A 20,343-nucleotide genomic window follows, 5' to 3' on the forward strand; every position below is an offset into this window, starting at 1 on the left:
AACCCGCAGCTTTAGAAGCGGTGACGCAGACCTGCGGTCACAGCGACTTGCTTGTTGTTGCCCGAAGCGGCCAGACCGTTGATATCGGCATCCACGACTGCGTTTTCGTTGACTTGCTGATACTCGCCTTGCAGGTACACGTCGGTACGCTTGGACAGCGCGTACGCGGTTTGCAGGTTGAACTGGTTCCAGTGCGGACGCGTGCCAGCCAGGCTCGCGCGGGTGTACGTGTACGAACCGGCAATGCTGACCGCCGGCGTCAGCGCATAGCGAGCGTTCGCTTCAAAGTTCTGGAAGTGAGCGCTGTTGTTGCCGAAGGCGATGCCGTTGGTTTGACCCGATGCGCCAGCGCCGATACCGGCCAGGCTCGACAGGTTCGTTTGCGAATACACGAGGCCGACTGTTGCCGGGCCGAACGCGTAGTTAGCACCCGCGCCCCACGTTTGCTGGCGGCCCGCGAAGAACGTGTTGTCGCTCGACACCGCGCCACCCGAATTGAATGCAGCAGCCGCGCCGGTCGCGCCGTTGCTGTTCAGTTGCAGGTAAGCGGCGGCGACGTTCAGGCCACCCCAGTTGTACGACGCACCCGCGCTATAAGCGCGGTTGTTCGCGAAGCCGTCGGCCTGGTTCGAGAAGCCATACAACGCGCCGAACTTGAAGCCGCCGTAGTTGGCGCTCTGGTACTTGACCGAGTTGTTGACGCGGAACGAGTTGTTCAGGTTGTCGTTGTCGAACGGATGCGCGAACTGCGTGCCGCCGTATTGCGTGCCGGTCAATGCCAGCGGGGCGACGTAGTCGACCATGCTGTCGTATTGACGGCCCAAGGTGACGGCGCCGAACTGATCGCTCGTCAAACCCACGAAGGCTTGACGGCCGAATTCGCGGCCGCCTTGCTTGAGCGTGCCGTCATTGATGCCGAAGCCGTTTTCCAACGTGAATATGGCCTTGAGACCACCGCCCAGATCTTCAGATCCACGCAGGCCCCAGCGGCTGCCGTTCACCGAACCGCTCGTTTCCTGCCAGTTGCTGTGACCGTGCTGGTTATTGGTATAGGTGATGCCGGCGTCGATCAAGCCGTACAACGTCACGCTGCTTTGCGCATGCGCGGCCGTTGCGAAGACGCCCGTGAGGGCGGCGACCATGAGTGTCTTTTTCATCTTGTAACTCCGAGAGCGAGAGTGGGCGTTGAACCCAGGCTTAGGGAGACCTTTCACGCGGGCGCTGCGAGAGGCGTAATCCGAGTGAGTTGCGCGCTCAACAAAATCGCGCTGGTTTCCGGTTAGGCAGAGTGTAGAGAGACACTTCGCGCAATGGACGTTCCGATTTCCGCAATAAAGTATTACGCGTTCGGAAACGATATGTGAATGCCGGTTAAGCCTTATAAATAAAGGCTTCCAGCGATTTTCAAGAGAGGGGAGCGATGCGAGGAGGGAGTTGCGTTGCTGATTCGCGACACTAATCGATGCAAAAAAACAACGTAATAAAACGTAAAATGAGATTGTTGTTGTTACTGAAATAGATGATTGTTGTTTATGTGAATAATAGAAATGGAGTCGAGCCGGTATACTGAAATTTCTGCTTTCCGAAGCGGACTTTTTCGTTGACGAAAAAGATCTCCAAACCTTTGTCGGCGCGACTTCCCAGTCGCGCTTTTTTTTCGCCTGTGTTCCGCCGATTGACGACGCGGTCAGTGGGCAGGCGCTGCGCCGTCCACTTCGTTCCGGTCGTCCGCTACCGGGACGCTCCAGTCTTCCATCACGTAGCGCCGCGCATCCATGGGGGACGACAGCAGGTTCTGCCAATGATCTCCGTGCCACATGGGATCGATTTCGAAGATAGACGGCGTGTCCGCGACCGGTGCGGATTGTTCGGAAGCCGTGTTTGCGTGCGAGTGGGTCAGCCAGATAAAGAGGCGGCTGATTTGGTTGAACAGCATGGCAATCTCCCTAATGCGCGTTGCTACCACTACTGAATTCGATCATCCTGCCGTGAACGCGGTGCAGCAAGTCGGACAAACACTTACGGAAAACATCTTTTGTTACATATTTTCAGCAACGTGCGGAAAATATTCCCGCTATTGCGCATTTCCGTAGTCAGGTGGGTAATATTGGCTTGGTCTGATTATTCGGATCGAAGTGAATCTATGCACTCGGGATTTTTAAACCAAGAAGCGCAGGCTTATCGCATAGCGTGATAAGCGCATATCCAGAATTCGCTTGACGACAATTCTTCATTCCCCGTATAACGGCAATGCTGAATTTCGACCGCCGGATTTGATTGCGTGGCGCGGCCGTGATATTCGGCTGAGGGCAATGCCCGATATTGATAAATCCTCGAGGGAAACTGGAAAATGGAAACTGGTATCGTCAAATGGTTCAACGATGCTAAGGGCTTTGGCTTCATCACGTCGGATTCGGGCGGCGAGGATCTCTTCGCACACTTTTCGGAGATTCGCGCGGAAGGGTTCAAGTCGCTGAAGGAAAACCAGCGCGTCTCGTTCGACGTCAAGGCCGGCCCGAAGGGCAAGCAGGCGGCGAATATCCAGCCGCTGTAAGCCTGTCAACGTGACTCGGCGCTCGGCCGGGCGGTAGAACGAACGAAAGCCTTTGCAAAACGCGAGGGCTTTTTTATGTCGAATTGTTGTTGGCCGCGCAATCGCTTTTAACCATCTGGTTCGGAATGTTTTGAACGGCCGGCCAAAATCTCCCGAATGGCTTCTCTGTCATTTCCCGGTGTCCGCCGTGAAAACATAATGATTTCTGCTTTGCGGGAGGCTTGCCGCTCACGCCAAAACAGGAACATTGCGCCTGAAGTCAGTTGACGTAATGCGATGCTATCCGGGTACTCGGCCGCCAACTGGTGCATACTTGCCGCAAAGCCACGCGTCCAAAGTCTCCTTTTCCATGTCTGAACAGTTTTTGCCGGAACCGGCCCTGGATGGTCCGATCGTCTTCGTTGACCTTGAAACCACTGGCGGCTCGACTGCCGAGCATCGCATCACCGAAGTCGGTGTGGTCGAAATAGGGCCTGCCGGCGTGTCGCGCTGGAGCAGTCTGGTCGACCCTCAGCAGCCGATTCCCTCATTCATCCAGCAGCTCACCGGCATCACGAATGCAATGGTGCGGGGCGCGCCGACCTTCGACGCGATCGCGCCGGCTCTCTTCGAGCGTCTGAACGGCAAACTGTTCGTCGCGCATAACGCCAGTTTCGATCGCGGTTTTCTGCGCGGCGAGTTTCGCCGGGTGGGGCTGGCGTTCGATCCGGACGTACTGTGCACCGTGCGCCTGTCGCGCGCGCTGTTTCCGGCGGAAAAGCGTCACGGTCTCGACGCTTTGGTCGAGCGTCATGCGCTCGTGCCGTCCGATCGCCACCGCGCGCTCGCCGACGCCGATCTGATCTGGCAGTTCTGGCAGCGTCTGCACGGGCTCGTGCCGCTCGACGTATTGCGCACGCAGATCGAGCGCACTACGCGGCGCTACCGGCTAGCGGGCGACATCACGGAAGATCTGCTCGACACGGCGCCGGCGGGTTGCGGCGTCTACGCGTTTTATGGAGAAGAGGATTTGCCGCTGTATGTCGGGCGAAGCGTGCGCGTGCGCCAGCGGCTGCGTTCACATTTGACCGGCGAGCGGCGCTCGTCCAAGGATATCCGGCTTGCGCAGCAGGTGCGGCGCGTCGAGTGGCGCGCAACCGGCGGCGAATTGGGCGCCATGCTCGCGGAGGCGCAGTGGATCGCGACGTTGCGGCCCGGCCATAACCGGCTACCGCGTGTCGCCAAGAGCGATCCGGCGGACGCGCCCTGGCCGTTCGAGGGGCCGATCGTGTTCGAGGAACGTGAGGAGGCGTCGCAGGCGCGCGCTTTTCATGTCGTCGACCGTTGGTGTTACGTGGGCCATGCGGCGTCGCTCGCGCAGGCGGCGGAGTTGCATGCGTCGAGCGCAGCTGGGCCGTTCGAGCTGTCGACGTATCGCATCTTGCAGAGCCATCTCGCCCGCGGTTTGCGTGTGATGCCCTTGAGCGTGTCGAGCGGAACGGCGCTGGCGAGTCTTGCCTGAAGGCGTTCACCAGCTCGGCTTTCAGCAGCTTCGTTTTCAGCGTTTGATTTTCAATCGGTAGCCTGCCGTTCAAAGCGGGTTCAAGCACGCGCGCCGTCACCGCGGCCAATAACCTCAGCCTGAAACCGCGCGCTTCGCCCACTCCGGACTAACCCGTCGCGCCCACACCGCCCGTTTCGCACACGTGCCCAAGCGCGCGAGTCAACGCGCTCGAATGAGCCGAGTCGTAGCGAGTCAGCGATTTCCAGTTAGCCAGCGATTGCGCGACACGCGACGGACAATCCTGCGCCGCACGCAACGGCTGCACGCGTGCAAGGCCGGCCACGAGCGATTGCGTCAGTCGGTCCAACTGCGGTCTCGTGCTGGTCGCCAGATCGGGCGCGGGTCCTTGCGGCGCCTGGCCGCCGCGCCATGTGGCGAACAGCGCGTTTTGCACCTCCTTGCTGGCGTCGATCTGATCCTGAAAGAAAGCACGGGCGAACGCGGGGTCGACGTTTGCCGCGGCGGCGCGCTTTTCGACATCGGCGAGGAGGGCGTTCTCGCGCGGCGTGTCGGTGATGTCCTGGTGATTGACCCATTTCCAGCGCGCCACGGGTTCCGCGAGCGCGAGGCGTTGGGAGGCCAGCGCGATCAGATTGGTGAGCGCGGTATCGTCACCATCCGCGATGGCGGGAGCGGGCGCCAATGCAAGAGCAGCCAAAAGCGCAAGCGCGCATGACGCGCCGAAGCGGTACGAACGGTTCATGGAAGATGACAGTGGCCGAGCGGCCGCAGGGGAAAAACCAGAAGAATAGACGATGCGCCGAACGTGCGTCTGCGGTCCGGCGGAAATCTTCGGAAGGACGCTTGAATAGGCGAGCAAAAACACACGCCGGGCCGCACGGCCAGGCGTCGTCCGAATCAGACGGACTCACCCCGCGTCACGACTCGAGCCGAAAACGAGCGGTTAGACGTGTGCATACAACCGCCGCGCGCCGGACGCGCGGACGTCGATGCTGCATCGCGCCACTGCCCTGTTACTTCGAGTCGCACGACTTGCGTTGTTCGTCGAAAAAGGCGCGAACATGCTCCGGCAGTTCTGCACCCAGAAACTCGACGCCAGCGGGTTCCGGATCCGGGCAAAAAACTTTATCCGGGGTCGGAACTTTCGGTGGTTTGGCATCCATGATCTTTCTCCTTTACAAACCGATTATCGGCCTCGGTCCCCGTTTTGCACCAGCGCCTGATGCGGGTCACATGTTGTGTGTTGCTTTAACGGCACAGCCCAACAATGGAACGGAATGTTTGAATAGAATTTATCGGTTGACTGCTAATGCGCTGATTTCACTTTCACCAGTCCCAGTCAGTCCGATACTTCCCGCTATTCCCTTCCTAGCTTTGTCCCACGGGCTGTTCAGCAACCCGCCCTCGCTTTTGCGCACTCCACATTCATATTGGCCGATATCAATCCAATTGCCGTGGATTTTTGTGCACTGCCGCATCGGCAGGATTTTCTTCTTAAGTGGCCGAACGTTCGTTAATTACCGTTCCGTTCAGTACGCGCCATTCGGCCCCCTAATCTTTTGTAAACGAACCATTCTCGAATCTCGTTGACGGGTAAAAACATTTTTTAAGATTTTTTGCCTGAATAAGAAAACCTAACGTTCGCCAGCGAACGCTGGGCATTCGTCAGACGCTATTTCTACGCTGTCGGCACGGGGATTTTCACCGACGCGGAGTACGCAGCCGGTTTATCAGTCACTTCGACCTGCCCGTGAATCCGCGCTTGATGACCGTCCGCAAACATGTAGTACGGGAATGGACGGGCCGGTTCCGACACGGCGTCGAGCCGCGCGATCAGTTCCGGCGCCAGCGTGAAGTCGAGCGAGCCGAGCGACTCCTGCAACTGCTCCGACCGCGTCGCGCCGACGATGATGCTGGACACGCCGCGCTTCTGATGCAGCCAGTTCAGCGCGACTTGCGCCATCGGCCGGCCGGCGAGATTGGCGACGGACTCCAGTTCCGCCACGATGCGAAAGTTGCGCTCAGTCAGCTTGTCGAAGCCCGGCGGCGGCGCGCTGGCCATGCTGGCGAGGCGGCCGTCGCCGGAGAAACTGGCTGCCGCGCCGCTTTGCGAAGGCCGGTACTTGCCGGACAGCACGCCCATGCCGAGCGGACTCCACGGCACGAGCCCCATGCCCAGATTGGCGGCGAGATCGGCAAATTCATTTTCGGCATTGCGTTCGATCATCGAGTATTCGAGCTGCATGGCCGCGACCGGTTCGAAGCCGCGCCAGTCGGCGAGCGTCTGCGCGCGTCCGGCGAACCATGCGGGCGTATCCGACAAGCCGACATAGCGGATCTTGCCAGCGCGCACGGCGTCGTCCATTGCGCGCATGACTTCGTCCACCGGCGTGATGCGATCCCACGTGTGGAGGTAGTACAAGTCGATGTAGTCCGTGCCGAGCCGCTTGAGCGAGCCGTCCAGCGCGCGCAGCAGGTTCTTGCGATGGTTGCCGCCCGCGTTCGGGTTGCCGGTCTCGGCGTTGTAGCCGTACTTGGTCGCGATCACGAGCCGCTCGCGCAGGCCGCGCGCCGCGACGAACTTGCCCAGCCATTTCTCGCTCGTGCCCTCCGTGTAGAGGTCCGCGGTGTCGATGAAATTGCCGCCGGCATCCACGTACAGATCGAACAGCCGTTGCGCGGACTTTTCCTCGGCACCCCAGCCCCATTCGGTGCCGAAAGTCATCGTGCCGAGCGCGATCGGGCTAACGCGCAAGCCTGAACGGCCGAGCAGGGTATAGCGATTCATCGTCATGTCAGTCTCCTTGGGCGGTGTCGTAGGAAAAATTGAATCCATGGCCTATCGTGCGCCGATTCTTTTCGTGGAAAAATGCCGCTTGTCTGCAAGGATTGTGAAGTCCGGCTTAACAATGGAGGCGACGATGGATCCTGCGCAATTGCCGGCGTTGATGGCGTTCGTGAGCTTGGCGCGTCACGGCAGCTTCACGCACGCGGCCGCCGAGACCGGCGTGACGGCGTCGGCGCTGTCGCAAAGCATCCGCTCGCTCGAAACGCAATTGAATGTGCGTCTGTTCAACCGGACGACCCGGCGCGTAGCACTGACCGAAGCCGGCGCGCAGTTTCTCGCTCGCGTGCGACCGGCGCTGGGCGAACTCGAGGCCGCCTTCGAAGCGCTCGACGAAACCCGCGACCAGCCCGCCGGCAATTTGCGCATCAATTTGCCGCGGGTCGCGAGCGAACTGCTGGTGCTGCCGCATCTCGCGGAATTCACGCGCCGCTATCCGCAGATCCGTCTCGACATGACGCTCGACGACGGCATGGCCGATGTCGTCGGCGAAGGCTTCGATGCGGGCATTCGGCTCGGCGAACGGGTCGCGCAGGACATGGTGGCGGTGCCGTTGAGCGGCGAGATTCGCATTGCGGTGGCGGGCTCGCCGGGCTATTTCGAGCGCTATGCACCGCCCGCGACGCCAGCCGATCTTGCCGCGCATGACTGCCTGCGCTACCGCTTTGCGTCGAGCGGCGGCATCTATCGATGGGAGTTCGCGCCACCCGATGATCCGGCGCGCGTGTTCGAAGTCGAGACGCGCGGCGCGCTCGTCACCAACGACTTGCGCACGATGGTGCAAGCGGCCGAGCAGGGCGTGGGTCTGCTGCACGTCATCGAGGACTACGTACGCGATCAACTCGACGATGGCCGCCTAGTGCGCGTGCTCGACGCATGGTGTCCGAGCTTCCCCGGTTTCTATCTCTACACGGCGAGCCGCGCGCAGATGCCGCTCAAACTGCGCGCGCTGATCGATTTCCTGAAGGAGAAGCGCGGCGCTCGCTAGCGCGCACGCTTCTTTCGCCTTCACGCTGCGAGTTGTTGCCGCAGATACTCGGCGGTGCGGCTTTCCTTCACGCGCACGATCTCGGCCGGTGTGCCGTTCGCTACGATCTTGCCGCCGGCGTCGCCGGCGCCCGGGCCGACATCGATGACCCAGTCGCTTTGCGCCGCCACCCGCATGTCGTGTTCGACCACCACGACGGTATTGCCGGCATCCACGAGCCCGTGGAGTTGCACCATGAGCCGGTCGACGTCGGCGGGATGCAGGCCGGTGGTCGGCTCGTCGAGGATATACAGCGTGTCGCCGCGTTGCGCGCGTTGCAATTCGGTGGCGAGTTTGATGCGTTGGGCTTCGCCGCCGGACAATTCAGTGGCGGGCTGACCGAGCCGCAGATAGCCGAGGCCGATGTCGCGCAACACTTTCAGCGCGCGCATCACGCTGGGCTCGTCGGCGAAGAAATCGCAGGCGGCGTCGACGGTCAGGCCGAGCACCTCGGCGATGTTTTTATCGCGCCATGTGACTTCCAGTGTCTGCGTGTTGTAGCGCGTGCCGTGACAGGTCGAGCAGGGCGCATAGACGCTTGGTAGAAACAACAGTTCGACGCTGACGAAGCCTTCGCCTTCGCAAGTCGGGCAACGGCCTTGCGCCACGTTGAACGAGAAGCGGCCTGCGCTGTAGCGGCGCTTGCGGGCGAGCGGCGTGTCGGCGAACAGCTTGCGCACGTGGTCGAAGAGGCCCGTGTAGGTAGCGAGGTTGGAACGCGGGGTGCGGCCGATCGGTTTCTGATCGACGCGTACGAGTCGCCGCAGCGCGCCCATGCCCTCGACGATGTGGCCGCCGGTCGGCGCGGTTGCGGCGGCGAGCAACGGGTCTTGTTCGTCGTCGTCCGGATTGTCGAAGACGCGGCCAAGATGGCTTGCGACCAGTTCCGGCAACGCCTGGCTCACGAGGCTCGACTTGCCCGAGCCCGACACGCCCGTGACCGCAGTCAGGCAGCCGAGCGGAAACTCGGCGTCCAGTCCGCGCAGATTATTGCGGGTGATGCCCGCGAGCCGCAGCCAGCCAGCAGGTTCACGCGACGCGCGCTCGACACGCTCTGGCGGCGCGAACAGATGCCGGCGCGTTTGCGACGCTTCGACCTTCGCGAGTCCGGCGGGCGGCCCGCTATAGACCACATGGCCGCCTGCTTCGCCGGCCGCGGGACCGACGTCGACGAGCCAGTCGGCGCGCCGCATCATCTGCAAATCGTGTTCGACGACGAACAGCGAATTGCCCGCCGCCTTCAACCCCTGCAGCGCGCTGAAGAGCGCTTCGCCGTCGGCGGGATGCAGGCCGGCCGATGGCTCGTCGAGCACATACACGACGCCGAACAACTGCGACGACAACTGCGTGGCGAGCCGCAAGCGCTGCAATTCGCCCGATGACAGCGTGGGCGTGCTGCGCTCGAGTGCGAGATAACCCAGTCCCAGATCGACCAATGTCGTCAGGCGTTCGAGCAACTCGGCTGCAATGCGCTGCGCGGCGACGCGTTTTTCTTCGGAGAGGTTAGGCGTGCGCCGCACGTCGGGCGAGGCTTTGTGCGCGGAACCACCGGCGGCGATCCGTTTGTCGACGGCATCGCGCATGGCGCTCTTGCTGAGCACGCTGCCTTTGGAGGCGGTTTGGTTTGAGTGTGCGGCATCGGCTTGAGGCCATTCGCCGCGCGCGATCGGTTCAAGCATCTCTGCAAGCCTGGCGAGCGGCAACTGGGCAAACTCGCCGATATCGAGTCCGGCGAATTTCACCGACAGCGCTTCTTTCTTGAGCCGCTTGCCATGACACGTCGGACAGACGCTGCCGACCATGAATTGCGACACGCGTTTTTTCATCAACGCGCTTTGAGTGTTCGCGAACGTGTGCAACACGTAGCGGCGCGCGCCGGTGAAGGTGCCCTGATAGCTCGGCTCGTCGCGGCGCTTGAGCGCGGCGCGGGTTTCCTTCGGCGTGAGACCGGCGTAGACGGGCGCGGTCGGCTGTTCGTCGGTGAAGAGAATCCAGTCGCGGTCTTTCTTCGGCAAGTCGCGCCACGGCTTATCGACGTCGTAGCCGAGCGTCACCAGAATGTCGCGCAGATTCTGTCCGTGCCATGCCGGCGGCCATGCGGCGATCGCGCGCTCGCGAATGGTCAGCGAGTCGTCGGGCACCATCGATTTTTCGTTGACCTCGTACACGCGGCCGAGTCCGTGGCAAGTCGGGCAGGCGCCTTGCACGGTGTTCGGCGAGAAATCTTCGGCAAACAGCATGGGTTGCTTCGGCGGATAGTCGCCGGTGCGCGAATACAGCATGCGCACGAGGCTCGACAGCGTGGTCACGCTGCCCACCGACGAGCGCGCGCTCGGCGTGCCGCGCTGCTGCTGCAAGGCGACCGCGGGCGGCAGGCCTTCGATGGCGTCGACCTCGGGCACGCCGACCTGCTCGATCAGGCGTCGGGCATACGGCGCGACTGATTCAAAATAGCGCCGCTGTGCCTCGGCGTACAAGGTGCCGAATGCCAGCGACGATTTGCCCGAGCCGGACACGCCGGTGAAGACGACCAGAGCATCACGCGGAATCTGCACGTCGACGTTTTTCAGATTGTGTTCGCGAGCGCCGCGCACACGCACGAAGCCGGTGAACGCGGGGGCGTCGGCAGAGGGCGGTGTCGAGCGAGGTTTGCTGCGGATGGCGTCCATATCGATGAATAACGGATAAGCGCGGCCCGGCGGATCGGGCGAACGCTGGTGAGGTTGCACGGAACATGCCCGACGATGAAGTTGCGATGATGCCATTGACGGCGGCGCGCGCACTGAGTCAATCGAGCAATCGCCGCCTATCATTGAAGCGATTATCCGCGCCCAGAGTGCGTTGGATAACGGACGCGCCACGGCCGGCGCGGAAGATGGCAGTCTTCGTCCTTCAGAGAGTTCGCCATGGAAAACGCTGTGTACTGGAAAGGTCGTCAGGTCGGAATCGAGTGTGACGGCCGGATTTTGTGGTTCTCTTCGGCGCCGCAGGAAGCGGTCGCGGCCTACGGCACTCAGCAGGCAGAGCCGGCGCGAGCGGAAGATTCCGTTGTGGCACGCAACCTCGGCGTGACAGCGCAATTCGATCGGCTGGATTTTCGTGGGTGATCCGCGACACGAGCAGAATCGGAAAAGCACACGCAGAAAAACAAAAAGCCCAGTCGCGAGGACTGGGCTTTTTGCTTGAATCTTGTGGTGCCGGAAAGAGGAATCGAACCCCCGACCTTCGCATTACGAATGCGCTGCTCTACCGTCTGAGCTATTCCGGCATCAGGAGAAACGAGATTATAGGGACTTCTTTATCGGCTTGGCAAGCCCCTGAACTCACTTTTTTGTTTCGAGATGGTAGCGGGTCACGCGGTCCACCTCGTTCTTCGAGCCGAGGAACACCGCCACGCGCTCGTGCAGGCTTTTCGGCTGGACGTCCAGAATGCGCTTCTCGCCGTTGGTCGCGGCGCCGCCCGCCTGCTCGACGATGAACGCCATCGGATTCGCTTCGTACATCAGGCGCAGCTTGCCCGGCTTGTCCGGCGTGCGCTTGTCGGCCGGATACATGAAGATGCCGCCGCGATTCAGGATACGGTGCACGTCCGCCACCATCGACGCGATCCAGCGCATGTTGAAGTCGGCCTGGCGTGAACCGTCCGTGCCAGCCTTCAACTCGCCGATGTACTGCTGGACCGGCGGATACCAGTGACGCTCGTTCGAAGCGTTGATCGCGTATTCACGCGTTTCGACAGGAATGCGCATGTCGCTTTGCGTGAGCACCCACGAGCCGAGTTCGCGGTCGAGCGTGAAGCAGTTCACGCCGTTGCCGGTAGTCAGCACCAGCACCGTTTGCGGACCGTACACCGCGTAGCCCGCGGCGACCTGCTGCGTGCCCGGTTGCAGGAACGACTGTTCGGTAGGCTGCTGGCCGTCCGGGCAGCGCAGCACGGAGAAGATCGTGCCGATCGACACGTTGACGTCGATGTTCGACGAGCCGTCGAGCGGATCGAACACGAGCAGGTATTCGCCCTTCGGATAGTTCGCCGGGATCGGGAAGAACTGTTCCATTTCCTCGGACGCCATGCCGGCGAGGTTGCCGCCCCATTCATTCGCTTCGAGCAGGATTTCGTTCGACAGGATGTCGAGCTTCTTCTGCACTTCGCCTTGAACGTTCTCGCTGCCCGCCGTGCCGAGCGCATCGCCCAGCGCGCCCTTGCTGACGTGGTAGCTGATCGCTTTGCACGCACGCGCAACGACTTCGATCAAAAGGCGCAGATCGGCCGGCAGGTTGTTGGTTTCGCGCTGCTGCTCGATCAGGTACTTCGTGAGAGTGGTACGACGTTGCAAAGCCATGCTGTACTCCGGGAAGGCTTGAGGAATATTCCGATTTTAACCGTTCGTTGTGTCGCTTCCGTGCTTTTGCGCGAGAACCGTGTAGGGCGACGCCGCCGGGCACACCGGTGCGGCTGAAATTCAGGCTTTGCGGCGCGCCTTGCCGGCCGTGAGCTTGCCGCTCACGCTCGCCGCGAGCGCTGCGGCACGGGCGTGTTCGGTCGAAACCTTCGGCATTTTCGGGCGGTCCGCCTTCGGCATGGGTTCGATCTCGCGTTCGATCTGTTCTCCGGCGGCCACGGTGGCGACGCGCAGGTCGTAGGCGATTTGCAGGTTGAGCCAGAACTGCGCGCTCGCGCCGAAGTAGCGCTCGAGCCGCAGCGCGGTGTCGGCCGAGACGGCGCGCTTGCCGCGCACCACGTCGTTGATGCGCGGAGCCGGTACGCGCAGCGCAAGCGCGAGCGCGTTGACGGACATGCCGAGCGGTTGGAGAAACTCGCTGCGCAGAATCTCGCCCGGATGGATTTCCGGGATGCTGTCGCCCGTGTCGATGTCCGAGAAATCGATGCTGCCCAGATCGGAGCGTTTGATGACCATGCCGGTCTCCCAATAGTCAGTGACAGTCGACAATTTCGACATTCAGCGCCTCCCCGTCGACGAAATGAAAACAGATGCGCCATTGCGCATTGATCCGAATACTCCATTGCCCGCTGCGCTGGCCTTGCAGCGCTTCCAGCCGGTTGCCGGGCGGCGCATGCAGGTCGCGGATGGACTCCGCGGCGTCGATCACAAACAGCTTGCGGCGCGCGAGCGCCTGCATGTGAAGCGGCAATGAGTACACGAACTTGCCCTGAAAGATCTCGCCGTAGCTTTGTCGCCGAATGTCGTGATCATGGGATCACATAACGCATCGCGTTAAACGTAAACCGTTAAGTGAATGCGTTTGCTTTCACCCCGCCGACGCGAGTCGAACAGTTATCCAGATGGCTAACGTGATTGCCGCGCGCGGTCGCGCCGGCGAACACGGGGGCGAAAAAAAGCCGGCAACACGCGCCGGCTTTTCGATGCGACAAAGGCGCTCAGGCGAGCATCACGCCAACGCTTTCTCTACGATCTCGCGCACGTCGCGCGATTTCACCTGGGACGCCACTTTCTCCAGCGCCGCGCGCATGCCGTCGCGCAGTGTCGGCGTAAAGCGGCGCCACAATTCCAGCGAGCGGGCGAGGCGAGCGGCCACTTGCGGATTGATGGCGTCGAGCGCGATCACCTGATCGGCCCAGAACGCGTAGCCCGAGCCGTCTTCGGCATGGAACTGCGCCGGATTCGCCGCGCAGAAGCTGAAAATCAGCGAGCGCGCGCGGTTCGGGTTCTTCAGGTTGAAAGCCGGATGCGCCATCAGCTTGCGCACGATGTCGATCACCGGACGTTGCGCGCTGCCACGCTGCGTGGCCTGCAAGGCGAACCACTTGTCGATGACGAGCGGCTCCTTTTCGAAGCGCCGGTAGAAATCGTCCAGCGCCTGCTGCGCTTCGGCGCTGCCGCCATTGGCCGCCGACGCATTAAGCAGCGCGGAGAGCGCCGCCGAGCGGTCGGTCATGTTGTTCGCCGCATCGTATTGCGCGGACGCGAGACGCACGGCCTCGGCCGGATCGTCCAGTTCCGCGAGGTACGACAGCGCGAGGTTCTTCAGCGCGCGATGACCGGACGCTTCCGGCGTGGCCTCGTACGCGCCCGGCGTGCGGTGCTGCTCGTACACCTTGAGCCAGTCGCCCTTGAGCGCATTGGCGAGACGCTTGCGCACGAACTGCCGCGCGGCATGCACGGCCGCCGGATTCGATTCGGCCATCTGCTCGGCCAGATACGCTTCCGAAGGCAGCATCAACGCGAGTTCGCGGAACGAAGGCGAGAGGGTTTCGTCGGTCAGCACGCGTGCGAACGCGGCGACCACGGAGTCGTCGAGTTGCAGCGGCACGCCGGTGGCGGCGCGTCCGGCGAGCGTGAGCAGCTCGCGCGTGGCGAGCCGTTGGCCGGCTTCCCAGCGGTTGAACGGATCGCTGTCGTGGGCGAGCAGGAACGCCAGCTGTTCCGCCGAGTAGTCGTATTCGACGATCACCGGCGCCGAGAAATTGCGCAGCAGCGAAGGCAGCGGCTCCTGCGCCACGTTGACGAACGTAAAGGCCTGGTCCGTGTGCGTGAATTCGAGCACGCGCGTGGTGAAGGCCGAGGCCGTGTTCTCGCCCTGCAATTGCAGCGGCAGATCCTTGCCGTCCTTGCCGATCAGACCGATCGCGAACGGAATCAGCAGCGGACCTTTTTGCGTTTCGCGCGCGGCCGGCGCGCCTTCGCCGTAGCCTTGCGTGAGCGTCACGCTGTAGCGTTGCTGCGCGGCGTCGTAATGGGTGCGCACGGACACGCGCGGCGTGCCGGCCTGGCTATACCAGCGCTCGAACTGCGTGAGATCGCGGCCGTTCGCGTCGGCGAGCGCGTGCCGGAAATCGTCGCAGGTCACGGCCTGGCCGTCATGACGCTTGAAGTACAGGTCCATGCCCTTGCGGAAACCGTCGCGGCCGAACAGCGTCTGATACATCCGCACGACTTCCGAGCCTTTCTCGTAGACGGTCATCGTGTAGAAGTTGTTGATCTCGACGTAGCTTTCCGGGCGCACCGGATGCGCCATCGGACCCGCGTCTTCCGCGAACTGCATCTGGCGCAGCACGCGCACGTCCTCGATGCGCTTGGTGGCGCGCGCGGCTTCGTCCGTTGCACCGCCCGCCATGTCGGCCGAGAACTCCTGATCGCGGAACACCGTCAGGCCTTCTTTCAGGCTCAGCTGGAACCAGTCGCGGCAGGTCACGCGGTTGCCGGTCCAGTTGTGGAAATACTCGTGGCCGACCACGGCCTCGATGTTCGCGAAGTCGGTGTCGGTGGCCGTTTCGGGGTTCGCCAGCACGTACTTCGTGTTGAAGATGTTGAGCCCCTTGTTCTCCATCGCGCCCATGTTGAAGTCGCTCACCGCGACGATCATGAAGCGGTCCAGATCGAGTTCGAGCCCGAAGCGCTCCTCGTCCCAGCGGATCGAATGGATCAGCGAATCCATCGCATGACGGGTCTTGTCGAGGTCGTGCGGCTCGACCCACACCTGCAGCAGCTTTTCCTTGCCCGAGCCGCTCTTCACGCCCTCTTCCAGGGCGACCAGCTTGCCGGCGACCAGCGCGAACAGATAGCTCGGCTTTCTGAACGGATCCTCCCAACGCGCGAAGTGGCGGCCGTCCGGCAAATCGCCTTCTTCGAGCAGGTTGCCGTTCGACAGCAACACCGGATAATCGGCCTTGCTGGCGCGCAACGTGACCGTGAAGGTCGCCATCACGTCCGGACGATCGAGGAAATAAGTAATGCGGCGAAAGCCCTCGGCCTCGCACTGCGTGAAGAAGTTGCCGCCCGACACATAAAGGCCCGACAGCGTGGTGTTCTCAGCCGGATTGCAGAGGCTCGTGAGCGTCAGTTCGAACTGGTCCGGCACGTTGTCGAGCAGCAGGCCGTGTTCGTGCGCGTGAGCGTTGGCGAACGGCTGGCCGTCGATCTCGGCGCTGACGAACTCCAGTTGTTCGCCCATCAATTCCAGATGCAAGGCGCGCGATGCCTCCGGATTGCGGCGCACGCGCATCGTGTTCCGGACAACCGTGCGTTCGGGGACGAGATCGAACTCCAGTGCGACGGTGTCGATCAGGAAGGCGGGCGGCGCGTAGTCGGCGCGGCGGATCACATTGGGCGTTGCGGTATCGGCCATGGCGTTCTGTAGTGTTGGAACTCGAGTCGGCGAGCGCGCTTCTGGCGTGCGGGCCGGGCATGTCGAGCCATTGTACAAAGCCTCGGAGAATTGTGCGGAGCGAACTTTTTACCGAGTCGCCTGGTCAGCGTATTATCGGGCGCCCGCGTGCGGGAAAGCCTGTGCGTCGACGAGGCCGGGTTTGGCGGAGAATACAGAGGCAATTCAAAAGCTTCACGAGGTAGACCATGAAAATCGATCGATGGACCCGCCGCGCCACGCTGCTGATAGCCGCGCTGACGGTGCTGCTTTCCGGCTGCACGACCTACGTGACCACCCAGGTCACGGCCTTCTCCGACTGGAGCGGTAACGACGCCACCCGAACCTACGCGTTCACGCGAGCGGCGGACCAGCAGAATAATCTCGAACTCAGCACCTACGAGCGCTTTGTCGCGAACGAACTCGCCACGCATTCGTTCCGCCAGGTCGACGCCGCGCAGGCGCGCTATCTGGTCGGGCTCTCGTATGGAATTCGTTCGGACATGGTGACGGTCTCGGAGCCGGTGTATTACAACCCGTGGCCGGCGCCGTACTGGGGTTGGGGCCGGCCGTTCGATCCGTGGGGCCCATGGGGCGGGTATTCGGCCACCTACGTGAACCAGAGCTATCCGATCTTCACGCACCTGCTGGGCGTGCGGATTACCGAGCGGGCGAGCGGCAAGGAGGTCTACAACGTGACGGCGCGCAATACGGGCGGCGAGTCGTCGCTGGTTCGGGCCATGCCGTATCTGGCGCGTAGCGCGCTGGCCGATTTCCCGCTTGGCAACGGCGTGGTTCATACGGTGAAGATTCCGGTCGGCCAGAGCGGCGGGGCATCGAACGAAATGGTGGCGACCGGTACAGCGCCCGCCGCCGCACCGGTGCCGGCGTCCGATGCGAAAGTCGTTCAGTAAATCGTACCTGGCTGGCGGTGCGCGTCCAAATCGTGGCATCGGTAGCATGCAAACGGCTCGACAGTTCACCCTGCCGGGCCGTTCTGTTTTCAGCGCCGGAGAAAACGCGAAGCTCCGCGCCCGATACCGGATTTCGGCATCCGTGCCACGGCAATTTGCATCTCAGAAACGGCGCACTCGAACCGGCCATGCGATGCGCATTTCAGGACGAGGCCGGCTAACAACGCAAGCGGCTTCCAATCTGAAACACTTTTTAAGAAAGTAAATTGAAAGTATTGGCGCATTTCGGCGAAATATTTCTTTGGCAGATCGGCGGCAAGCTGCGCTGCTGATGGGCAGAGGCTCCGTTCGCAATGCGGAAAATGGTGCCGGAGGCCCATGCCATCGCTTTTCGGCCGGGCGTCGCATGAGAGATACGGATACAGATGGATACGTCTTTTGTGGCTGATTTATCCCAGAATATTCAGTATGATTCCGCCGACCATAGGGAGCCGGAGACAATCCTTCAGACTAATTGACAAAGGCGCCTAAATAATCGGGGCCAAGTGCCGTTAATTCGCTGAACCCTATATAAGAAGATTGGATTGACCCCGGCTGGAGATTGCCGGTCCGCGCGGCGCGTGCACGCTGTGACGGTGCCGTATTCCGTCAGGCGCTTCAGCCTCTCCTCGCTTCTACGCGCGAACACCGATATGCCCGATCTGCACTGGACCATTCCGGTCGCTCGCTGGTCTAGCTGGCCTGCTGCCGCATCTGCCGCACCCGATATCGGCTTCATCGAGCCGATCGTGCGGCGTCGTCTGAGCACTCTGTCGAGAGTGGCGCTGAAAGTTGCGCACGATTGTGTCGCCAAGGACGCGGTGCGGGTCGTGTTCGCCTCGCGCCACGGGGAATTGCGGCGCACGACGGACATTCTGCGCGCCATCAGCGCGGGCGAGCCGGTGTCGCCAACCGCGTTCAGCCTGTCGGTGCTCAACGCCATGACCGGCATATTCGGCATTGCCCGCAGCGACCGCTCCGCGGCGAGCGCGATCTCGGCCGGCGCGGAAACGCTCGGTTACGCGCTGCTGGAAGCGCACGCGCAATACGCCACGCAGCCGGATTCACCGCTGCTGCTGGTGTACGCCGATGAACCGGCCGACCCGGCGTACGGCACGATCGAAGACGAAGTACAGGGCGGCGCGATCGCGATCCTGCTCGATAGCGAAACGGCGACGGGCGAGCTGGTGTGCACGGTATCGCGCACGGACCAGCCGGAATCCGAGCCGACGCACGAAGCGAGCGCAAGCGCCACCTCGGAAACCCTCTTCCCGACCCAGAGCCAGGCGCTGCAGCACTGCCTGGAAACCGGCCTGCCCACCGCCTGGCAAAACACCGGCGCCACCTGGCATTGGAGCTAGCATGACCGCGCGGCTTGATTATTGCTGGCGATTCTGCGCGACCGGCATGGCCTTCGTGGTCTTCGGCGTGTGCGGCGTGCTGTTCTCGGTGGTGGTTTTTCCGCTCGCATGCGTGTGGCCGCACCGCGCGTCGCGCCAATTTGCCGTGACCAGCGTGATCCACTGGTTTTTCCGCGCGCTGGTCGCGGTATTGCAACGCATCGGCGTGATGGAACTGGAAGTCTCGGGCGTGCAGGCGTTGCGCGCGGGCGGCCCGGCGATCGTAGTCGCGAATCACCCGACCTATCTCGACGTGATGGTGTTACTGTCGCTCACGCCGCATGCCTGCTGCGTGGTGAAAAACGCGCACTGGGGCAACCCGTGTTTCTGGGGCATCGTGCGCTCGGCCGAGTACGTCAGCAATGCCGATCCCGCGGAACTCGTCGAGGCCGGCGCGAAGCAACTGGCGGCAGGCTATACCATGATTATTTTTCCGGAAGGCACGCGCAGCCCGGCGCCGAACCGGCTGCATGCGTTTTCGCGCGGTTTCGCGCACATGGCGCTGAAGGTCGGCGCGCCGATCGTCCCAGTGCTGATGGATTGCGATCCGCCCGCATTCACCAAGCAGATGCGCTGGTACGACGTGCCGGCGCGCGCGTTCAGAATGCGCGTGAACGTGCTCGAACCGCTCGGCGTCGACCAGCTCGCGGCCCATGACTCTCCACCGGCTCTCGCGGCGCGCAGCGTGACGAGCGCCGTCGAAGCACACATTACTCAGCACCTGTTCGATTATGGATTCTTTAAAACTGGAAATTAAACAGCTCCTGATCGAAGCTCTCGATCTGGAAGACCTGAGCCCGGCCGATATCGACGACGATGCACCGTTGTTCGATACCGACGGTATCGGTCTCGATTCGATCGATGCGCTCGAAATCGGCATCGTGCTGCGCAAACAATACCAACTGACCATCGCAGCGAACGACGAGCGCACGCGCGAACACTTCCGCTCGATCAGCACGCTGGCCGCGCTGGTGGCAAGCCAGCGCGAAGCGGTGCACGCTGTGAACGAAACAACCAGAAAGGGGGAGTAAATCGTGTCCGAGGCAGAGATTCTGGAGCGCATCCGCGCCATCTTCAAAGAGAACTTCGCAATCGAGCCCGAGCGCGTCACGCCGCAGGCGCATCTGTTCGAAGACCTCGATCTCGACAGCATCGACGCCGTCGACCTCGCGATCAAACTGCAGGAGATGACCGGACGCCGCATCAAGCCGGAAGAGTTCAAGTCGGTGCGCACCGTCGGCGACGTGATCGGTGCGGTCGAATCGCTGCTGGCGGCACAAGGCTGATGCCATCCGTGCGCTCGCGAACGCAAGCGGCGGCGGATCGGGCCGCCGATGCCTCGCCCGGCACTGAGCGCCACCTGGGCAAAACCGTCGTGCAGGTGCTGTTAAAGCTCGCGTACCCCGCGTTGATTCTGTGCGCGTGGAAATGGGACACGCCGCGCTACGTCGGCTGCATGCTGTTTGCGATCCTGTGGCTGCAGCGCTGGGCCGGCAGCGGCCCGGTCGCGACCTCGTTGCGGCGGCTTTCCACAATCGACTGGACCGTGGTCGGTTTGCTGAGCTGCGCGTCGGCGGCGATCGTGTTGACCAATAGCGAGCTGCTGCTGCGTCTTTACCCGTCGCTCGTCAATCTGGGCCTGTTGATCGCGTTCGGGGCGACGCTCGTGCGCGGGCCGTCGATGATCGAAAAATTCGCGCGCCTCGGCAATCCGAACCTGCCGCCGGGCGCGGTGCGCCATACGCTGCGCGTGACCCAGGTGTGGTGTGCGTTCTTCGCGCTGAACGGCGTGTTTTCCGCTTATACCGCGCTGTATTGGAGCCGCGCAAGCTGGTCGCTCTATAACGGCGCGATCGCCTATGTGCTGATCGGTGTGCTGCTGGTGGCCGAGGTCATCTGGCGTTATCTGGTCGTGCTGCCGCGCGCCGCGCGTTCG

General features: G+C 62.3%; 20 protein-coding genes, 1 tRNA gene and 1 pseudogene. 10 read left to right on the plus strand and 12 right to left on the minus strand.

Translation table 11 applies throughout. The annotated features are described in order from the left end of the window. Nucleotides 1-11: 11 nt before the first annotated feature. Together P0D80_RS23010 and P0D80_RS23015 are read right to left on the minus strand one after the other, a co-directional pair. Nucleotides 12-1,157 (minus strand): porin, encoded by a 1,146-nt coding sequence (locus P0D80_RS23010; protein ID WP_408182428.1) that lies wholly within the window; start codon nt 1,155-1,157, stop codon nt 12-14. Between the two features lie 530 nt (nt 1,158-1,687). After that, nucleotides 1,688-1,936 carry a hypothetical protein gene (locus P0D80_RS23015; RefSeq protein ID WP_408286875.1) on the minus strand — a complete coding sequence of 83 codons (249 nt, stop codon included), beginning with the start codon at nt 1,934-1,936 and terminating at the stop codon, nt 1,688-1,690. Nucleotides 1,937-2,350: 414 nt separating this feature from the next. On the opposite strand from P0D80_RS23015, the gene P0D80_RS23020 reads away from it, so the two are divergent. Both P0D80_RS23020 and P0D80_RS23025 read left to right on the plus strand, forming a co-directional pair. Next, on the plus strand, nt 2,351-2,554 hold the full coding sequence (locus P0D80_RS23020; protein WP_064268598.1) for a cold-shock protein: 204 nt from the start codon (nt 2,351-2,353) through the stop codon (nt 2,552-2,554). Nucleotides 2,555-2,903: 349 nt separating this feature from the next. Then, nucleotides 2,904-4,055 carry an exonuclease domain-containing protein gene (locus P0D80_RS23025; protein WP_408286877.1) on the plus strand — a complete coding sequence of 384 codons (1,152 nt, stop codon included), beginning with the start codon at nt 2,904-2,906 and terminating at the stop codon, nt 4,053-4,055. 148 nt (nt 4,056-4,203) lie between these two features. On the opposite strand, the gene P0D80_RS23030 is transcribed toward P0D80_RS23025, so the two are convergent. From P0D80_RS23030 to P0D80_RS23040, 3 genes are all read right to left on the minus strand, one after another. After that, nucleotides 4,204-4,800 (minus strand): chorismate mutase, encoded by a 597-nt coding sequence (locus P0D80_RS23030; protein ID WP_408286879.1) that lies wholly within the window; start codon nt 4,798-4,800, stop codon nt 4,204-4,206. A 271-nt stretch (nt 4,801-5,071) separates the two neighbouring features. Then, a complete protein-coding gene (locus P0D80_RS23035; RefSeq protein ID WP_007180815.1) occupies nt 5,072-5,221 on the minus strand; it encodes a hypothetical protein in 150 nt (49 codons plus the stop codon). A gap of 515 nt (nt 5,222-5,736) precedes the next feature. Further along, nucleotides 5,737-6,852 carry an aldo/keto reductase gene (locus tag P0D80_RS23040; protein WP_408286881.1) on the minus strand — a complete coding sequence of 372 codons (1,116 nt, stop codon included), beginning with the start codon at nt 6,850-6,852 and terminating at the stop codon, nt 5,737-5,739. A gap of 127 nt (nt 6,853-6,979) precedes the next feature. On the opposite strand from P0D80_RS23040, the gene P0D80_RS23045 reads away from it, so the two are divergent. Then, on the plus strand, nt 6,980-7,891 hold the full coding sequence (locus P0D80_RS23045) for a LysR family transcriptional regulator (protein ID WP_408286883.1): 912 nt from the start codon (nt 6,980-6,982) through the stop codon (nt 7,889-7,891). A 20-nt stretch (nt 7,892-7,911) separates the two neighbouring features. Here the strand turns inward: P0D80_RS23045 and P0D80_RS23050 are convergent, their stop codons facing one another. Next, nucleotides 7,912-10,599, minus strand: coding sequence for an excinuclease ABC subunit UvrA (locus tag P0D80_RS23050; protein ID WP_408286900.1), 2,688 nt, complete (start codon nt 10,597-10,599; stop codon nt 7,912-7,914). Between the two features lie 237 nt (nt 10,600-10,836). Between P0D80_RS23050 and P0D80_RS23055 the strand changes: the two genes are divergently transcribed. Then, nucleotides 10,837-11,037 (plus strand): hypothetical protein, encoded by a 201-nt coding sequence (locus tag P0D80_RS23055; protein WP_132373455.1) that lies wholly within the window; start codon nt 10,837-10,839, stop codon nt 11,035-11,037. An 85-nt stretch (nt 11,038-11,122) separates the two neighbouring features. Here P0D80_RS23055 and P0D80_RS23060 read toward each other — a convergent pair. The 5 genes and pseudogenes from P0D80_RS23060 to pepN all read right to left on the minus strand — a co-directional run bounded on the left by P0D80_RS23060 (nt 11,123) and on the right by pepN (nt 16,036). Further along, nucleotides 11,123-11,198: transfer RNA gene (locus tag P0D80_RS23060), tRNA-Thr, on the minus strand. A gap of 55 nt (nt 11,199-11,253) precedes the next feature. After that, the gene (locus P0D80_RS23065) at nt 11,254-12,270 is read right to left on the minus strand and encodes a class 1 fructose-bisphosphatase (protein ID WP_408286885.1); all 1,017 of its coding nucleotides are present in this window, start codon (nt 12,268-12,270) and stop codon (nt 11,254-11,256) included. 120 nt (nt 12,271-12,390) lie between these two features. Next, entirely contained in the window at nt 12,391-12,846 is a 456-nt protein-coding gene (locus P0D80_RS23070) for a HigA family addiction module antitoxin (RefSeq protein ID WP_408286901.1), read from the minus strand. Between the two features lie 16 nt (nt 12,847-12,862). Then, nucleotides 12,863-13,143: pseudogene (locus P0D80_RS23075) on the minus strand (type II toxin-antitoxin system RelE/ParE family toxin). Between the two features lie 196 nt (nt 13,144-13,339). Then, nucleotides 13,340-16,036 (minus strand): aminopeptidase N, encoded by a 2,697-nt coding sequence (gene pepN, locus P0D80_RS23080; RefSeq protein ID WP_408286887.1) that lies wholly within the window; start codon nt 16,034-16,036, stop codon nt 13,340-13,342. Between the two features lie 227 nt (nt 16,037-16,263). Between pepN and P0D80_RS23085 the strand changes: the two genes are divergently transcribed. After that, on the plus strand, nt 16,264-16,968 hold the full coding sequence (locus tag P0D80_RS23085; RefSeq protein ID WP_408286889.1) for a DUF4136 domain-containing protein: 705 nt from the start codon (nt 16,264-16,266) through the stop codon (nt 16,966-16,968). An 89-nt stretch (nt 16,969-17,057) separates the two neighbouring features. Here P0D80_RS23085 and P0D80_RS23090 read toward each other — a convergent pair whose 3' ends face one another. Further along, nucleotides 17,058-17,348, minus strand: a complete 291-nt coding sequence (locus P0D80_RS23090) for a hypothetical protein (protein ID WP_408286891.1) — start codon at nt 17,346-17,348, stop codon at nt 17,058-17,060. Nucleotides 17,349-17,660: 312 nt separating this feature from the next. Between P0D80_RS23090 and P0D80_RS23095 the strand changes: the two genes are divergently transcribed. The 5 genes from P0D80_RS23095 to P0D80_RS23115 form a co-directional block, all read left to right on the plus strand. Further along, complete coding sequence (locus P0D80_RS23095; RefSeq protein ID WP_408286902.1) at nt 17,661-18,368, plus strand: beta-ketoacyl synthase chain length factor; 708 nt, start codon at nt 17,661-17,663, stop codon at nt 18,366-18,368. A 1-nt stretch (nt 18,369) separates the two neighbouring features. Continuing rightward, entirely contained in the window at nt 18,370-19,164 is a 795-nt protein-coding gene (locus P0D80_RS23100) for a lysophospholipid acyltransferase family protein (RefSeq protein WP_408286892.1), read from the plus strand. Then, nucleotides 19,139-19,438 (plus strand): phosphopantetheine-binding protein, encoded by a 300-nt coding sequence (locus P0D80_RS23105; RefSeq protein WP_106283313.1) that lies wholly within the window; start codon nt 19,139-19,141, stop codon nt 19,436-19,438. The genes P0D80_RS23100 and P0D80_RS23105 overlap by 26 nt, the downstream gene beginning before the upstream one ends. 3 nt (nt 19,439-19,441) lie before the next feature. After that, on the plus strand, nt 19,442-19,693 hold the full coding sequence (locus tag P0D80_RS23110) for an acyl carrier protein (RefSeq protein WP_408286894.1): 252 nt from the start codon (nt 19,442-19,444) through the stop codon (nt 19,691-19,693). Next, a partial coding sequence (locus P0D80_RS23115; RefSeq protein WP_408286896.1) for a COG4648 family protein occupies nt 19,693-20,343 on the plus strand: 651 nt, incomplete at its 3' end. The genes P0D80_RS23110 and P0D80_RS23115, both read left to right, overlap by 1 nt.

Source organism: Paraburkholderia sp. RL17-373-BIF-A (assembly GCF_046030175.1).
GTDB lineage: Bacteria > Pseudomonadota > Gammaproteobacteria > Burkholderiales > Burkholderiaceae > Paraburkholderia.

Excerpts from the sequence above, each read along its gene's own strand:
- P0D80_RS23030 (WP_408286879.1), bottom strand. The coding sequence starts at position 4,800 with ATGAACCGTTCGTACCGCTTCGGCGCGTCATGCGCGCTTGCGCTTTTG.
- P0D80_RS23045 (WP_408286883.1), top strand. The coding sequence starts at position 6,980 with ATGGATCCTGCGCAATTGCCGGCGTTGATGGCGTTCGTGAGCTTGGCG.
- P0D80_RS23040 (WP_408286881.1), bottom strand. The coding sequence starts at position 6,852 with ATGACGATGAATCGCTATACCCTGCTCGGCCGTTCAGGCTTGCGCGTT.
- P0D80_RS23050 (WP_408286900.1), bottom strand. The coding sequence starts at position 10,599 with ATGGACGCCATCCGCAGCAAACCTCGCTCGACACCGCCCTCTGCCGAC.
- P0D80_RS23010 (WP_408182428.1), bottom strand. The coding sequence starts at position 1,157 with ATGAAAAAGACACTCATGGTCGCCGCCCTCACGGGCGTCTTCGCAACG.
- pepN (WP_408286887.1), bottom strand. The coding sequence starts at position 16,036 with ATGGCCGATACCGCAACGCCCAATGTGATCCGCCGCGCCGACTACGCG.
- P0D80_RS23090 (WP_408286891.1), bottom strand. The coding sequence starts at position 17,348 with ATGGGCCTCCGGCACCATTTTCCGCATTGCGAACGGAGCCTCTGCCCA.
- P0D80_RS23100 (WP_408286892.1), top strand. The coding sequence starts at position 18,370 with ATGACCGCGCGGCTTGATTATTGCTGGCGATTCTGCGCGACCGGCATG.
- P0D80_RS23020 (WP_064268598.1), top strand. The coding sequence starts at position 2,351 with ATGGAAACTGGTATCGTCAAATGGTTCAACGATGCTAAGGGCTTTGGC.
- P0D80_RS23065 (WP_408286885.1), bottom strand. The coding sequence starts at position 12,270 with ATGGCTTTGCAACGTCGTACCACTCTCACGAAGTACCTGATCGAGCAG.
- P0D80_RS23025 (WP_408286877.1), top strand. The coding sequence starts at position 2,904 with ATGTCTGAACAGTTTTTGCCGGAACCGGCCCTGGATGGTCCGATCGTC.
- P0D80_RS23070 (WP_408286901.1), bottom strand. The coding sequence starts at position 12,846 with ATGGTCATCAAACGCTCCGATCTGGGCAGCATCGATTTCTCGGACATC.
- P0D80_RS23055 (WP_132373455.1), top strand. The coding sequence starts at position 10,837 with ATGGAAAACGCTGTGTACTGGAAAGGTCGTCAGGTCGGAATCGAGTGT.
- P0D80_RS23105 (WP_106283313.1), top strand. The coding sequence starts at position 19,139 with ATGGATTCTTTAAAACTGGAAATTAAACAGCTCCTGATCGAAGCTCTC.
- P0D80_RS23095 (WP_408286902.1), top strand. The coding sequence starts at position 17,661 with ATGCCCGATCTGCACTGGACCATTCCGGTCGCTCGCTGGTCTAGCTGG.
- P0D80_RS23015 (WP_408286875.1), bottom strand. The coding sequence starts at position 1,936 with ATGCTGTTCAACCAAATCAGCCGCCTCTTTATCTGGCTGACCCACTCG.
- P0D80_RS23085 (WP_408286889.1), top strand. The coding sequence starts at position 16,264 with ATGAAAATCGATCGATGGACCCGCCGCGCCACGCTGCTGATAGCCGCG.
- P0D80_RS23035 (WP_007180815.1), bottom strand. The coding sequence starts at position 5,221 with ATGGATGCCAAACCACCGAAAGTTCCGACCCCGGATAAAGTTTTTTGC.